Origin of the sequence: Pseudomonas sp. 8O (assembly GCF_902506495.1) — a bacterium.
In the GTDB taxonomy this organism is placed as follows: domain Bacteria; phylum Pseudomonadota; class Gammaproteobacteria; order Pseudomonadales; family Pseudomonadaceae; genus Aquipseudomonas; species Aquipseudomonas chaetocerotis.
Genome location: NZ_LR733265.1, coordinates 1,575,712 through 1,590,449 on the forward strand (window position 1 = coordinate 1,575,712; position 14,738 = coordinate 1,590,449).

Annotated in this window: 11 protein-coding genes and 1 tRNA gene; 6 read left to right on the forward strand and 6 right to left on the reverse strand. The window is 60.2% G+C overall.

What is annotated here, in order from left to right; genetic code table 11:
* Positions 1-15 precede the first annotated feature (15 nt).
* Genes GV002_RS20770 through GV002_RS20785 form a run of 4 tightly spaced genes read right to left on the reverse strand, consistent with a single transcriptional unit; the run spans position 16 to position 7,585 of the window.
* Complete coding sequence (locus GV002_RS20770) at positions 16-3,216, reverse strand: type I restriction endonuclease subunit R (protein WP_160020139.1); 3,201 nt, start codon at positions 3,214-3,216, stop codon at positions 16-18.
* A 41-nt stretch (positions 3,217-3,257) separates the two neighbouring features.
* On the reverse strand, positions 3,258-4,289 hold the full coding sequence (rhuM, locus tag GV002_RS20775; RefSeq protein WP_160020140.1) for a virulence protein RhuM/Fic/DOC family protein: 1,032 nt from the start codon (positions 4,287-4,289) through the stop codon (positions 3,258-3,260).
* Entirely contained in the window at positions 4,290-5,612 is a 1,323-nt protein-coding gene (locus tag GV002_RS20780; protein WP_160020141.1) for a restriction endonuclease subunit S, read from the reverse strand. It abuts the gene before it with no gap.
* Complete coding sequence (locus tag GV002_RS20785) at positions 5,609-7,585, reverse strand: type I restriction-modification system subunit M (protein WP_160020142.1); 1,977 nt, start codon at positions 7,583-7,585, stop codon at positions 5,609-5,611. The genes GV002_RS20780 and GV002_RS20785 overlap by 4 nt, the downstream gene beginning before the upstream one ends.
* A gap of 426 nt (positions 7,586-8,011) precedes the next feature.
* On the opposite strand from GV002_RS20785, the gene GV002_RS20790 reads away from it, so the two are divergent.
* From GV002_RS20790 to GV002_RS20815, 6 genes are all read left to right on the forward strand, one after another.
* The gene (locus tag GV002_RS20790) at positions 8,012-8,785 is read left to right on the forward strand and encodes an ABC transporter ATP-binding protein (protein WP_160020143.1); all 774 of its coding nucleotides are present in this window, start codon (positions 8,012-8,014) and stop codon (positions 8,783-8,785) included.
* Between the two features lie 15 nt (positions 8,786-8,800).
* A complete protein-coding gene (locus GV002_RS20795; protein WP_160020144.1) occupies positions 8,801-9,553 on the forward strand; it encodes an ABC transporter substrate-binding protein in 753 nt (250 codons plus the stop codon).
* 54 nt (positions 9,554-9,607) lie between these two features.
* Complete coding sequence (locus tag GV002_RS20800) at positions 9,608-10,303, forward strand: ABC transporter permease (RefSeq protein ID WP_160020145.1); 696 nt, start codon at positions 9,608-9,610, stop codon at positions 10,301-10,303.
* Between the two features lie 77 nt (positions 10,304-10,380).
* Positions 10,381-11,070 (forward strand): ABC transporter permease, encoded by a 690-nt coding sequence (locus GV002_RS20805; protein ID WP_160020214.1) that lies wholly within the window; start codon positions 10,381-10,383, stop codon positions 11,068-11,070.
* Positions 11,071-11,122: 52 nt separating this feature from the next.
* A complete protein-coding gene (locus GV002_RS20810) occupies positions 11,123-12,337 on the forward strand; it encodes a methyltransferase (protein WP_160020146.1) in 1,215 nt (404 codons plus the stop codon).
* 294 nt (positions 12,338-12,631) lie between these two features.
* Positions 12,632-12,707, forward strand: a tRNA-Thr gene (locus GV002_RS20815).
* A 410-nt stretch (positions 12,708-13,117) separates the two neighbouring features.
* Here the strand turns inward: GV002_RS20815 and GV002_RS20820 are convergent.
* Positions 13,118-13,897, reverse strand: a complete 780-nt coding sequence (locus GV002_RS20820) for a sulfite exporter TauE/SafE family protein (protein ID WP_075750567.1) — start codon at positions 13,895-13,897, stop codon at positions 13,118-13,120.
* Positions 13,894-14,682 (reverse strand): 3'(2'),5'-bisphosphate nucleotidase CysQ, encoded by a 789-nt coding sequence (gene cysQ / locus GV002_RS20825; protein WP_160020147.1) that lies wholly within the window; start codon positions 14,680-14,682, stop codon positions 13,894-13,896. Before cysQ ends, GV002_RS20820 begins: the two co-directional genes overlap by 4 nt.
* Positions 14,683-14,738: the final 56 nt, after the last annotated feature.

Genomic DNA, 14,738 nt, shown 5'->3' on the forward strand with positions numbered 1-14,738 from the left:
TTCCCCTTTCGGCGCTCACACACCGCGCAGGCGGCTTTCTTCGAAGCCAGTCTGTTGCGTCAGCATCTTCAAAATCACCAACGCAAACGCCCGGCTCTTGGTCTCGTTATCCAGTACTTCCAGCGACATCTTTTCGTTGTCGGTCATGGCATCCAACACGGAGTCCAACACGCGCTTGGGGAACAGACCATGCATCACCTGCTCGACCGAGTGGTTGTTGACCTGAGCCATGACATCTTCCTGGCGGCTGATGCGCTTGGCGATGCCGGTGAGGAACTGCAGTTGGTCCTCATCGCTCACTTCCGCACCAAATATATCGTTCAGTGCGTCGATGATTTCCGATAGCCGCTTCTTCTCCGGGTCATGGGCCTTGCCGCTGCCTAGCGCACTCGCTGGATCGAGCCCGTAATGGCCTTGCTCCTCGCTCAGCCGCAACTGATGTTCAGCGCGCTTGCGAAGGCGGTAATGGCTCAACTGCAACTCACCAAGGTCTACGTCATCCTGATCCAGGCGATCAATACGCAGCAGCGGATACAGGTGCTTGGCATACACGCACAGCTGCTCCAGCTCGCGATCCTCATAGGGAATGATCTGCGAGAGGAATTCGTACAGGCGCACGAAGCTCTGCAGGTTCTTGCGGAACAGATCGAGCTGATCGATCTGCTCGCCGGCTTCCTTGATTGCCGCCTCAGCCTTCTTCAAGCCCACGCTGTCGCCGCTGCGCTCGGCGGTACGTTTGAAGTCCAGCGCATGCTGGCGTGACTCCTGGGCCAACTTGTAGCGCTTGGCAAAACGCTCCTTGGCCGGCGCGCAGTAATAACTGAGCTTGCTGGCGGCGGCCTTGGGGTCGAAAAAGGCGATGGCGAACGCCGCCACTTCTTCCCAGTGGTAGACGCCCTCGGCATCCAGCTTCTTCTGCAGGTCATAGATGAGCTGCGGGTCGGTCACATCGGTCAGCTCGGCCTTGGTGTAGTACGGCAGGAAGGCCTCGAGAATGTCCTTGGCGTCGTTGAAGAAGTCGAGGATGAAGGTCGGCTTGCTGCCGCCAAAGGTACGATTCAGGCGCGACAGGGTTTGTACGCAGTCCACGCCTTGGAGCTTCTTGTCCACGTACATGGCGCACAGCTTGGGCTGATCGAAGCCGGTCTGGTACTTGTTGGCCGCGATCATCACGTTGAAGTCCTGGGTGTCGAAGGCTTCAGCCAGGTCACGCCCGTTCAGGCCGGGGTTGAGCAGGCTGCTGCTTTCCGTCACCTCGTCGGGAATCACCCCATCCGGCATCACGCTGCCGGAAAAGGCCACCAGCGGATGCACGTCGCCGTAGCCCATCTGCTTCACGTAGGCCTGCACCGCCAGTTGGTAGCGCACCGCCTCCTGCCGGCTGCCGGTGACCACCATGGCCTTGGCCTGGCCACCCAGCAGGTGGCGGATATTGGCGCGGAAGTGCTCGACGATCACCTCCACCTTCTGGCTGATGTTGTACGGGTGCAGACGCACCCAGCGCGCCAGTTTCATGCGCGCCTTCTTCGAGTCCACTTCCTCGTCGTCGCCATCCGGGTGGGCGATCTTCCAGGCGGTGCTGTAGGTGGTGTAGTTGCGCAGCACATCGAGGATGAAACCTTCTTCGATGGCCTGGCGCATGGAGTACAGGTGAAAGGCCTCGGGCTTGTTGTCGGCACTGGCCGGCAATGTCGGGTCGGGTACGCGCCCGAACAGCTCCAGAGTCTTGGGCTTGGGCGTAGCGGTAAAGGCGTAGTAGCTGATGCGCTCGTTGGGCGCACGCGCAGCCACAGCGGCGTCTAACAGTTCTTCGGCGCTGATCTCCTCAGGTTCTGCTTTATCAGAGCCGGAGGCATCGCTGCCGAGAATCTGCTTGAGTTTGCTGGCCGACGAGCCGGTCTGTGAGGAATGCGCCTCGTCGGCGATCACCGCATAGCGCCCGCTGGCCAGCTTGGGATATTTGTCCAGCGCGTCGAACAGCGCCGGGAAGGTCTGGATGGTGACGATGATGATGCGTGTCTGCTCGGCCAGCGCCTCGGCCAGCTGCTCGGACTTACTCTGGCTGCCGACATCGCGGGTGATGCGCTTGACCACGCCCTGGGCGTGCTCGAACTGGTAGATGGTGTCCTGCAGCTGCTTGTCCAGCACGGTGCGGTCGGTAATCACGATCACCGAATTGAACAGGCGCTGGCCCTCGGCATCGTAGAGCGAAGCCAGTTGGTGCGCAGTCCAGGCAATGGAGTTGGACTTGCCCGAGCCGGCGCTGTGCTGGATCAGGTAACGCCTGCCTGGCCCCTCGCTGCGAGTGGTGTCGATCAGCCTGTTGACCACTTCCCACTGGTGATAGCGCGGGAAGATCAGTGTCTCTTTGGTGACACGTTTACCGTCGGCATCCTCACGGGTCTTCTTTTCCAGGTGCAGGAAACGCCCCAGCACCTTGAGCCAGGCATCGGGCTGGAACAGGCGCTGCCACAGGTAGCCGGTGGCGTACTGGCTGTCATCCGGCGCCGGCGGGTTACCGGCGCCGCCGTCGAGGCTGCCGAGGTTGAACGGCAGGAAGAAGGTCTCCTTGCCGGCCAGCTGGGTGGTCATCGCCACCTCATCCTGGCTCACGGCAAAATGCACCAGCGCGCCACGCTTGAAGGTCAGCAGCGGCTCGGGTTTGCGCGCCAGCGGGTCTTTGACCGGACGATCCTGGCGGTACTGACGCTTGGCGTTTTCCACGCTCTGCTTAAACTCGCTTTTCAGCTCCAGCGTGGCGGTGGGGATGCCGTTGACGAACAGCACCAGATCCAGACGCGGGTTGTACTCCCCTTCCCGGTAGTGAGGTGAATACGAAACCTCCGGCACCACGCGCAGGCGATTGCACTGGTAGCGCTTGAGGGTGTCCGGGTTCATGCCGTGGTCGGGCTTGAAGCTGCACGTCTCGATCTTCACCCCCGGCAGCTTGAAGCCGTGGCGCAGTACATCCAGGGTGCTGTCCTGCTCCAGTTCGCGCACCAGCTTTTGCACCAGCACGCCGTCCGGGTTGTTCGGGTTGGCCTTGGCGAACTTGTCCCAGCGCTCGGGCCAAGCGGCCTTGAAGTAACCGAGAAAGTCCTCGGTATACAACGCAGTACGCCGGTCATAGCCACTGGCCGGGCCGGTCAGCCAGCCCTGGGCGACCATGGCGGTGATGATGTCGTGTTGAAACTGGGCTTCCCGGCTATCCGCCATAACGCTCTATGCTCCTTGCTCGGCAATGTGCGTGTTGTTCTTTAAAGCGGCCTCAGCAGCACGAAATGCTCCACCAGGCGCACCATCAGTTCTTTCTGTTCAGGCAGGCTCTCGGCCACCAACAGTGCCAGCGCCACCAGCGTGTTGTCGTTGATCAACTGCTCCACCGGGCGCGCCAGCAGGTGCTGGTTCAGTTGCAGATACCAGAGAAACAAAAACGAACCACTGCGCTTGTTGCCATCGGCCAGCGGATGGTTCTTGATGACGAAATACAGCAGATTCGCCGCGCGGCTGGCCACGTTGGGGTAGAACCAGTCATCAGCAAAGCCCTGCTCGATAGTGGCAATGGCCGAAGCCAGGCCATCGCCGCGCAGTTGGCCGAACAGCTCGGTCGCCTCGCCCTTGGCCATCAGCGTGGCCTTCAACTGCGCGATGGCCGCCAACACATCGTCAAGCGCCAGGGCGCGCATGTCGGTCTGACGTGCGCTCTGCTCTTGCAGGCTTTGCTCATCAAAGCCCTGCAACAGGCTCCAACTGCGGGCATAGTCGCCGATTACCTGCAGCACGGCGCGCCCCTGCTCGCTGACCAATTGCTGGTTGGCCAGGGTGCGCGACAACAGGCTCAGCGCCTGTTCGAACTCGATACCGCGCTCCGCAAGACGGCGCTGATTGAGGGTGTAACCCTCGACCAGATGCGCCTGCAACACCCGCGTAGCCCACTGGCGGAACTGGGTAGCCCGCCTGGAACTCACGCGATAACCCACCGAAATGATGGCATCCAGGCTGTAGTGCTTGATGCGCCGACGCACCTGGCGGGCACCTTCCTGACGAACCACTAAGAAATCCTTAGTGGTTGCCAGCTCGACCAACTCGCCATCGTTGAAGATATTTTTCAGGTGCATCAGCACGTTTTCAGGCGTGGTATCGAACAGTTCGCCCATTTGCGCCTGGCTCAGCCAAAGCGTGTCGTGCTCCAGGGCGACCTGCAGCTGTGCCTGCCCATCGGCCGAGGTAAACAGCTGAATCTGCTGGCTTGTGGCCGGCAGGTCAGGCGCTTCCTTGCTGTCCGCCATTTACATCGCCTCTGCTATAGCTGGTTCGTGGGCTTGGCTGCTGGCCGGGGGTTGCCAGCCGCGCACATCGATTTTGCCGGTGACGGCGGCGGAGATAAGGGCGGAGCGGCGCTCTTGGAGCAGAGCAATGCCGTTGTCTCCCTCACCGATCAACTCATCGAATAGATTTACAGCAGCGTCGAGATATTCAGCTATCTGGTTTTGCTCACTTACCGGAGGTACAGCGACTCTAAATGAGTAGAGGTCCTCCATACGGAAAGATGGCTGCATATGGTCAGGGATCATCCGTCGCTCTAAGGAGAACAGAGGTTGAAAGTGATAAAAAAAGAACCTCACCTTCACATGAGAACTGAGCGGCCGAATAATCATGCAGTTCTGAGAAAGGCTAATACGTCCCGAGATATGCATCACGGACATTGCCTTTGCGCCAACCGTTGTTGAAAGAACTGCCCCCTCAGCACCAAGGTCGATATCAAAATCCGCAATCTCTCCCAGGATGCCACCATTCTCAGTTTGGCCACTGTAAACGGGGTATTCCCCAGCGTGTTCATGGCAATACTCTTTCGTGAGTAGCGCTCCTCTTGGGCCTTTTGAGGCTAGAAAATCGACCGATACTTTACGGACTATCCAGTGCGCCGGCACCTCGCCTAGCCACTCCACGCCAGAGTCTTTCATCGGCACCGTCGGGTCGAGGCCTTTGGTAACGGCGCGGGAGATCACGGCCTGGCGCTTCTCCTTGAGCAGTTCGATCAGGCGCTGCTGCTCTTCGATCAGCGCGTCGATGCGGGCGGTTTCGTGGTCTAGGAAGCGGGCGATTTGGTTTTGCTCTTGAAATGAGGGTAGCAATACAGCCATGCGTGAGTGCTGCTGTGGCTCCAAGTCCCACTGGTTTACGCGGATACCCTTCGAGTTCGCTAGATAACCCGCTATGTACTCATTGCACCGAAAAAGATGATGTAGATATTGAGGCGCTTCTGAGTGACCAGGCGCATAAACATGGTAGGCCGGGCTGACGATTCCTTTGTGGCTAGATATTCCTACGGAACCTTGCCATGCCTTCATTTTATTAATCGCCAAATCACCAACTTGAACAAGTTGATACGCACCCAAATCGTCTGAAGGCTTGTTGAAGTTGTCATCGCGCGAAGCTTTTGGAATGACGCCATAGTCGCGATAAACAGATAGCAATTGCTCATCAGGAAACCCCGTAAGCTTATGCCTCCGAAACAAAGCCCAAAGAGGCTTAATGCTCCACCCTTTAGGAATTTCGCCCAACCAATCAACCCCGGAGTCTTTGCAAACCGGATAAGCAGGAAAACTCATGCCGACAGCCCCTCGATCATCTGCTTTATGCGGTCGGTGCAGGCTTTCAGGTCGCGGTCGATCTCGGCCAGCGAGCGCGGCGGCTGGAATACGTAGAAGTGGCGGTTGAAGGGAATTTCGAAGCCAACGACGCCGACTTCGCCGTCCTGCGCATCTGTCTTGCTCTCGTCGATCCAGGCATCCGGTACGTGTGGTTTTACTTCACGCTCGAAGTAGTCGTACACCGACTCACCCAGCGGCACGTTCTCGTTATCGCGCAGGCCGGTGTCGGCTTCCGGCTGGCCCTTGACCATACAGATATCCGCCTCGGGATCACGCTCACTCAGGGCATTGAGGATGGCCTTCAGCTCGGGCGTGCTGGGCGATACGTCATGAGCGCTGAGCGCCTTCTTCAGCAGCTTGCTGAACTGCTCGCGGTTGCGATGCAGCTGGCTTTCGTCCATGGCCTGCAGGGCTTCGATCAGGCGCTGGCGGGCCGGGGCGTCCATCTTCTCGATGGCTTTTTCTTCCAGCACTTTCTTGATGCGCTCAGCGCTGGTCTGGAAGTTCAGGCGCAGCGGGCGCTCGACGGTGATGCGCCGGTAGCCGAAGGCTTCGACGGGGAAGATTTTGCTCTGCGGGGTTTCCTCGAAGCGGCCATAGAGGCGCACCAGCTCGTCGATCTGCTCCTCGGTGAGGTACTGGCGCTTGCTGCCCAGCGATTTGCGCATCTTGGCAAAGTGCTGGCTGCCGTCGATCAACTGCACCTTGCCCAGGCGCACGGCGGCCTTGTGGTTGCTCAGCACCCACACATAGGTGGCGATGCCGGTGTTGTAGAACATGTCGGTGGGCAGGGCGATGATGGCTTCGACCAGATCGTTCTGCAGCAGGTAGCGGCGAATTTCCGACTCGCCCGAACCGGCGCCGCCGGTAAACAGCGGCGAGCCGTTGAGGATGATGCCGATACGCGAGCCGCCTTCACGCGGGTCGCGCATCTTGCTGACCAGGTGCAGCAGGAACAGCAGCGAGCCATCGGACACACGCGGCAGGCCAGGGCCGAAGCGGCCGTTGAAGCCTTTTTCCGTGTGCTCGTCGGTGATCTGCTTTTGTACCTTCTTCCACTCCACGCCGAACGGCGGGTTGCTGAGCATGAAGTCGAAGCGGCTGTCGGCCAGCTGGTCGTCGGACAGGGTGTTGCCCAGCTTGATGCTGGTGACGTCCTGGCCCTTGATCAGCATGTCCGCCTTGCAGATGGCATAGGACTCGGGGTTGAGCTCCTGGCCGTGCAGCGACACGGTGACTTGCTGGCTGATGGACTGAATGTACTCGTCGCCCTCGGAGAGGAAGCCGCCGGTGCCGGCAGTCGGGTCGTAGATGGTGACGATGCTGTTGGGCTTGAGCTTGTCGTCCTGCCCGGTGATCACCAGCGAGGTGGTCAGGTGCACGATATCGCGCGGGGTGAAGTGCTCCCCGGCGGTTTCGTTGGAGCTTTCCGCGAACTTGCGGATCAGCTCTTCGAAGATGATGCCCATGCCGAAGTTGCTGATGCGCTCGGGGCTCAGATCGGTGGCGGCAAAGCGCTGCACCACCTGATACAGCAGGTTGGCGGCGGCGAGCTGCTGCACGAAGTCTTCGAAGTGGAAGTGCTCGAAGATCTCGCGCGCGTCCTTGCTGAAGGACTGCACGTAGCTCATCAGGTCGGCGGCGGTCTGGGTGTCGGACAGCGTGCCCAGGGTCAGCTTGGAGGCATTGAAGAACTGCTGGCCGGCCGCACGCAGCAACAGCCGCTCACGCACCAGATCAGGCCGGCCTTCCTGCGCATAGGACTCACGGATCACCGCTTCCTTGGTCGGCTCCAGCACACACTCCATCCGCCGCAGCAGGGTGAACGGCAGGATGATGCGGCCGTACTGAGATTGCTTGAAGTCCCCGCGTAGCAGGTCGGCAATCGACCAGAGAAAGGCGGCAGTCTGGGAATGATTCTCCGTGTTCACGCAACAACTCCAAATACGCGGAAAAATAAAACCGCAAGACTACCCGCTGGCCTATCGGCCGCCCAGCCTTAAATCCAGCGTAGTGCCAGGGACTGCCCGCCCCCTAGCCGGCAACCGAATAATCGCTATATCACCTCAAATACGGGTGAGCTCAGCGGTAAATACGAGTGACATCTTCAACGCATTGCCCAAACATGAGCTGCACCTCGATGACATGGCCGAGCTGTATTTGAGCGACGCAAGCTGATCGACCCGTTTTGCATCTGCGCGACAACCTGCTGTAACCAGGCGACACCCTGACCATAGAGCAAGCCATGGGCCAGCAAACGGCTTGGCGGTCACGGAAACGCTATGCTAGCTTGGCCGCCAGCCAGGACGGCCCGCCGTACGCCGGAGCGCATTCGAAGAAGAAGAGGACACCACCCCATGGCCGAGGCGACGCCCGCGCTGGAAATCCGCAACCTGCACAAGCGCTACGGCGATCTCGAAGTGCTCAAGGGTATTTCCCTGACCGCCAAAGACGGCGACGTCATTTCCATTCTCGGTTCTTCCGGCTCCGGCAAGTCCACCTTCCTGCGCTGCATCAATCTGCTGGAAAACCCGCACAAGGGTCAGATTTTCGTCGCTGGCGAGGAGCTCAAGCTCAAGGCCGCGAAGAACGGTGAGCTGGTTGCCGCCGACAACAGGCAGATCAATCGCCTGCGCAGCGAGATCGGTTTCGTCTTCCAGAATTTCAATCTGTGGCCGCACATGAGCGTGCTCGACAACATCATCGAGGCGCCGCGTCGTGTACTTGGCCAGAGCAAGGCCGAGGCCATCGAGGTGGCCGAAGCGCTGCTGGCCAAGGTCGGTATCGCCGACAAACGTCACGTCTACCCCAACCAGCTTTCCGGCGGCCAGCAGCAACGCGCGGCCATCGCCCGCACCCTGGCCATGCAGCCGAAGGTGATCCTGTTCGACGAGCCGACTTCGGCGCTCGACCCGGAGATGGTACAAGAAGTGCTTAATGTGATTCGCGCGCTTGCCGACGAGGGTCGCACCATGCTGCTGGTGACCCATGAAATGAGTTTCGCTCGCCAGGTTTCCAGCGAGGTGGTGTTTCTCCACCAGGGCCTGGTCGAGGAACAAGGGCCACCCGCCCAGGTGTTTGACAACCCGAACTCGGCACGCTGTAAACAATTCATGTCCAGCAATCGCTAACACGGAGCAACATGCATGCAGAACTATAAGAAGATCCTGCTGGCCGCAGCCGCTACCCTGGCTTTCGGCACCAGCGCTGTCGCAGCTGACAAACTGAAACTCGGCACCGAAGGCGCCTACCCGCCCTTCAACCTGATCGACGCCAGTGGCAAGGTCACCGGCTTCGACGTGGAAATCGGCCAGGCGCTGTGCGCCAAGATGCAGGCCGAATGCGAAGTGGTCACGTCCGACTGGGATGGCATCATCCCGGCCCTGAACGCCAAGAAGTTCGACTTCCTGATCGCTTCGATGTCGATCACCGAAGAGCGTCAGGCAGCGGTCGATTTCACCGAGCCCTACTACACCAACAAGCTGCAGTTCATCGCACCTAAAACCAGCGACTTCAAAACCGATGCTGCCAGTCTAAAAGGCAAGGTGATCGGTGCGCAGCGCGCCACCATCGCCGGCACCTGGCTGGAAGACAACCTGGACAAGGTGGTCGACATCAAGCTGTATGACACTCAGGAAAACGCCTACCTCGACCTGGCTTCCGGCCGTCTCGATGGCGTGCTGGCTGACACCTTCGTCAACTGGGAATGGCTCAAGAGCGACGCCGGCAAGGCCTTCGAGTTCAAGGGCGACCCGGTATTCGACAACGACAAGATCGGCATCGCCGTGCGCAAGGGCGACCCGCTGCGCGAGAAGCTGAACACCGCTCTGCAAGCCATCATCGAAGACGGCACCTACAAGCAGATCAACGACAAGTACTTCCCGTTCAGCATCTATTGATGACCTGAAGGCATTGCGTCGCCCATTGGGCGGCGCAGTTGCCCGAGCCCTCCGATGATTTTCGAACTCCACGGATTCGGCCCCGCCCTGGCCGCCGGCACCCTGATGACCATCCAACTGGCGCTTTGCGCGCTGGCTGTAGGTCTGGTGCTCGGCCTGCTCGGCGCGCTGGCCAAGACTTCGCCGTACAAGCCGCTGCAGTGGCTCGGCGGCAGCTATTCCACCCTCGTGCGCGGCGTGCCCGAACTGCTCTGGGTGCTGCTGATCTATTTCGGCACGGTTGGCCTGATGCGCAGCCTGGCCGACCTGCTTGGTGTCGAGAGCCTCGAACTCTCCGCCTTCGCTGCGGGCACCATCGCCCTTGGCCTGTGTTTCGGCGCCTACGCCACCGAGGTGTTCCGTGGCGCCATCCTGGCCATACCCAAGGGCCACCGCGAAGCCGGCATGGCCCTGGGCATGTCCAAGGCGCGCATTCTCTGGAAGCTGATCCTGCCGCAGATGTGGCGCATCGCCCTGCCCGGCCTGGGCAACCTGTTCATGATTCTGATGAAGGACACCGCGCTGGTATCGGTGATCGGCCTGGAGGAAATCATGCGCCGCTCGCAGATTGCGGTGACCGCCAGCAAGGAGCCCTTCACCTTCTATATGGTTGCAGCCTTCATTTATCTGGGCCTGACCGTTCTCGCCATGATCGGCCTGTATTTCCTTGAGAAGCGCGCCAGTCGCGGCTTCGTCCGGAGCGCCTCATGAGAAAGAACGCCGCTATCGTCGCCTGGCTCGCAGCAGGCCTTCTCGTCGCCTACGCGCTTTGGTCGAGCCTTTCCAGCCTGAACTGGACCGTCATCATCAAGTGGCTGCCGCGCCTGTCCGAAGGCGCGCTGCTGACCCTGGAACTGGTGGCTATCGCGGTCGTCGCCGGCCTGATCCTCGCACTGCCGATGGGTATAGCTCGCGCGTCCAAGCACTGGTACGTGCGCGCCCTGCCCTATGGCTACATCTTCTTCTTCCGCGGCACACCACTGCTGGTGCAGTTGTTCCTGGTCTACTACGGCCTGGCGCAATTCGACGCCGTGCGCCAGGGCCCACTCTGGCCCTACCTGCGCTCGCCGTACTGGTGCGCGATCATCACCATGACCCTGCACACCGCCGCCTATATCGCCGAAATCCTGCGCGGCGCCATTCAGGCCGTGCCGCCCGGTGAAGTAGAAGCGGCGCGCGCGCTGGGCATGTCGCGAGCCAAGACCATGTTCTACATCGTCCTGCCGCGTGCAGCACGCATCGGTCTGCCGGCCTACAGCAACGAAGTGATCCTGATGCTCAAGGCCAGCGCCCTGGCCAGCACCGTGACGCTGCTCGAGCTTACCGGCATGGCGCGCACCATCATCGCGCGCACCTATCTGCCGGTGGAGATCTTCTTTGCCGCAGGCCTGTTCTACCTGGTCATCGCCTTCGTTCTGGTGCGCGCCTTCCGCCTGCTGGAGCGCTGGTTGCGCGTCGACGCCTGCCAGGGTCGCTAAGCCAATCGGGCGGCCCACTTGGCAGCCCGGTTCAACCAGACGCATGAACGCCATGTCCGATCCCATCCTTACCTCTGGCGATCTGCTCGCTCGCTTCCGGGCCCTGGACAGCTTTCTTCTTCAGCATCAGGCGCTGTGGCGCCCGCGCCCGTTTCATCACCTGCAACTGCCTTGGGAAGCAGAGCTGGCGGCACTTGCTACCTGGCTGCGCGGCCGCTCCCTGGAACAGGCTGAGGCCAGCGACAACAGCCCCTTCGCACTCTCTGCACCAGCGCCCTTTCCCGACCTGGCCCGCCAGGCGCAGGCGCTCAGTCAGTTGGGTGAGATTCCGAGCCTGGACAGTCCACCGCGCGCACACGCCTTGAGCGTCGATGTACCCGGCAGGAAGCTGGCGCAGATCCAGGCCTTTGCCAGTCACCTGCAGTTTCGCCAGCGCCCCACGCACTGGCTCGACTGGTGCTCCGGCAAAGGCCACCTCGGTCGTTGGCTGACTCAGGATGATCAACACCTGACCTGCCTGGAATACGATCCGGCGCTGATCGAGTCCGGCAGCGCACTGAGCAACCGCCTTGGACTGAACGCCGCACATCTAAAGCAGGATGTGCTTGCCGATGACTGCAACGAACGCCTGACGAAAGAACATACTCCCGTGGCCCTGCACGCCTGCGGCGACCTGCATGTACGCCTGCTGCAACTGGCCAGCCGCAACGGATGCCCGCAACTGGCGGTAGCGCCCTGCTGCTACAACCGCATCGCCGGCATGCACTACCAGCCGCTGTCGGCAGCGGCGCAGGGCTCAGGCCTGCAACTATCCCGCGATGACCTCGGCCTGCCGCTGAGCGAAACCGTCACGGCTGGTGCCCGCGTGCGCAGACAACGCAATCAGTCGATGGCCTGGCGCCTGGCTTTCGATCTGCTGCAACGTCAGCTACGTGGTATCGATGACTACCTGCCAACGCCATCACTGCCCAGCGACTGGTTCAACAAACCGTTCGCCAGCTTCTGTCATGACCTCGCCGAGCTGCGCGACGTGCCACTGCCTGGCGAGCAGGACTGGCCGGCCTTGGAAGCTCGCGGCTGGCAACGCCTGGCCGAAGTGCGCAATCTGGAACTGCTGCGCAACCTGTTCCGCCGGCCACTGGAACTCTGGCTGCTGCTCGACCGCGCCCTGTATCTGCAGGACCAGGGCTACAAGGTGAAGCTGGGCACCTTCTGTGATTACCAACTAAGCCCGCGCAACTTGCTACTGCTGGCCGAGCGCGCCTGAGTTGCGCACAGAAGCTGTGGATAACTCTGTTGATCCTTTCTGGGCAAATGCTGCAAAGCCACTTGGGAATTGCCTCGTAGACATCTGATCATTTTTCGTACAGCACTCAAAGCTATAGCAAAAACAATGACTTGCGAAAAATCGTGATCCAGCGCACAGAGCCGGTGCGCGGCTATCGGATACGCCTTCTCTTTGTGCATAAGCCGAAAGCTGCTGATAGCCGAGCCCGGAAAAACCTGGCTCGAAGGTGGCTTTACTCAGGCTGACGAATGGATATAATGGCGCCCCCACAATGCCGGTATAGCTCAGCTGGTAGAGCAACTGACTTGTAATCAGTAGGTCCCGGGTTCGACTCCTGGTGCCGGCACCATCTACATCAAGCCGTTACGGGCTTTGGAACTTCCTAAACCCGTAATCGGATGTTCCCGAGCTGGAGTTTCGGTACAGCCCCGTACCGAGCACATCTCGGGGAACACATGGCAACTCTCGCAATAACTCTCCGACACCTGGAAAGCGGCAATCCGCAAAACCAGCCGGCCAACCTGCTACAGCACCTTCCGAACCAAACGCGCCCCTGAAGACACGCCCATCGGGGTCTTCAGGCGATGCCTGACATGCCGACATCATGCGTAGTTTTGAAAAACGCTACCTGGCCTGATCAAATAGCTGCCAGGGACTACGCAGCAGACAGGCCAGAAGGTGCTCCCTTAACCGGGACACCGCCGCAGCTTGAGCCAACTTGTCCCGACACACGCATCAGCAGATACGCGCCGGCGAACGTCATGCGAGCACCTTTACGCCTGCCACCATCAGGACCAGCGCCAACCCGATCTGAATCCAGCGCCCGGTGATTTTTCCGGCCAGCAAGCTCCCCAGCAGCACCGCCGGGACCGAACCCAGCAACAGGCTGATCAACATCCACCCATCCACCATCCCGGCAAACAGATAACCCAGCCCCGCAACGACAGCGAGCGGAATGGCATGCACGATATCGGTGGCCACCAGGCGATGGGGAGTCATGCGCAGAGGGTAGAGAAACAACAGCATCACACTACCCAGCGCGCCAGCGCCAACAGAGGTCAAGGCCACACAGAGCCCCAGCACCGCGCCTGAAACCACGGTCAGGACAGGCTGCACGGCCTTGAAGCGCTCTGCCTGGCTGACGCGACGGTTTCGGGCATATGCCATCAACCTCGGCGCCGCCAACAGCCCCACGGCAGTGATCAAAACCACCACGCCAATTGCCTTGCTTAGCCATTCCACCTTGGCCACCTGCGCGCCCAGGCTCACCAGCACTACGACGAACAAGGCCAGGGGCAGGCTGCCCAACCACAAACGCTTGGCTACCTGCCAGTCCACCTGGCCGTTGGCATGATGAATACGCGCGCCCACCAGCTTGGTAATGGCGGCAAACCACAGATCGGTTGCAATTGCAGTGACTGGCGACACCCCAAATACCAGCAGCAGGATTGGCGTCATCAAGGCGCCGCCGCCAACCCCCGTCAATCCGACGACAAAACCGGTCAGCGCACCTGCCAGTGAATATGTCCAATCAATCATGCAGGGATCAGCACGGCGTTGCGCGCAGCCACGAACGAGGGGTTCAGAACATCGGGTTTGCCGTAGCGCAGGGGATTACCCTCCCGATCCAGCACTACGCCCCCTGCGCCTTCAAGCACCGCCTGCGCAGCCGCAGTGTCCCACTCACAGGTAGGCGCCAGGCGCGGATAGATATCAGCCACCCCCTCCGCCACTCGGCAAAATTTCAAAGAGCTGCCAGCCTGTATCAGACTGACCGATCCAAGCCGCTCGATGAATGCCTGCGTTTCTTCGTTCAGATGGCTCTTGCTGGCCACAACGCGGCAACCATCATCCGGTTCAGCCGCGCTGACCTTGATCGGCTGCGTACCTGCGGCTGTCTCTCTGAATGCACCCAGGCCGGCGCCACCCCAATACATGCAGTCGATAGCAGGTGCATAGACCACACCCAACACACTGCGGCCCTGATCGATGAGAGCGATATTGACCGTGAACTCGCCATTACGCGCAATGAATTCCTTGGTGCCATCAAGTGGATCGATCAACCAAAAGCGCCCCGAGCCATTGCGATGCGCCAGCGAACGCTCATCTTCTTCCGACACCACTGGATAGCCGGGCGGCAAAGAACCAAGGGCGTTGGTCAAGACAACGTGAGCGGCCAAGTCAGCCTCGGTAACCGGACTGTGATCTGCCTTCTCACGAACACCGCTCTGCCCGCTGCTGTAAATCGACATGATGGCATCACCCGCCTGACGAGCGATTGGCAACAAAAGAGCAGCCAAGTCGATCGATACACGCTGTCGCATAATGTAAATCCCTGTGATTTAATTTGATCAGCGAATCTTATCACGCGATTTTTATT

Coding starts and splice junctions, on each gene's coding strand:
- GV002_RS20770 (WP_160020139.1), bottom strand. CDS start 3,216: ATGGCGGATAGCCGGGAAGCCCAGTTTCAACACGACATCATCACCGCC.
- rhuM (WP_160020140.1), bottom strand. CDS start 4,289: ATGGCGGACAGCAAGGAAGCGCCTGACCTGCCGGCCACAAGCCAGCAG.
- GV002_RS20780 (WP_160020141.1), bottom strand. CDS start 5,612: ATGAGTTTTCCTGCTTATCCGGTTTGCAAAGACTCCGGGGTTGATTGG.
- GV002_RS20790 (WP_160020143.1), top strand. CDS start 8,012: ATGGCCGAGGCGACGCCCGCGCTGGAAATCCGCAACCTGCACAAGCGC.
- GV002_RS20795 (WP_160020144.1), top strand. CDS start 8,801: ATGCAGAACTATAAGAAGATCCTGCTGGCCGCAGCCGCTACCCTGGCT.
- GV002_RS20800 (WP_160020145.1), top strand. CDS start 9,608: ATGATTTTCGAACTCCACGGATTCGGCCCCGCCCTGGCCGCCGGCACC.
- GV002_RS20810 (WP_160020146.1), top strand. CDS start 11,123: ATGTCCGATCCCATCCTTACCTCTGGCGATCTGCTCGCTCGCTTCCGG.
- GV002_RS20820 (WP_075750567.1), bottom strand. CDS start 13,897: ATGATTGATTGGACATATTCACTGGCAGGTGCGCTGACCGGTTTTGTC.
- cysQ (WP_160020147.1), bottom strand. CDS start 14,682: ATGCGACAGCGTGTATCGATCGACTTGGCTGCTCTTTTGTTGCCAATC.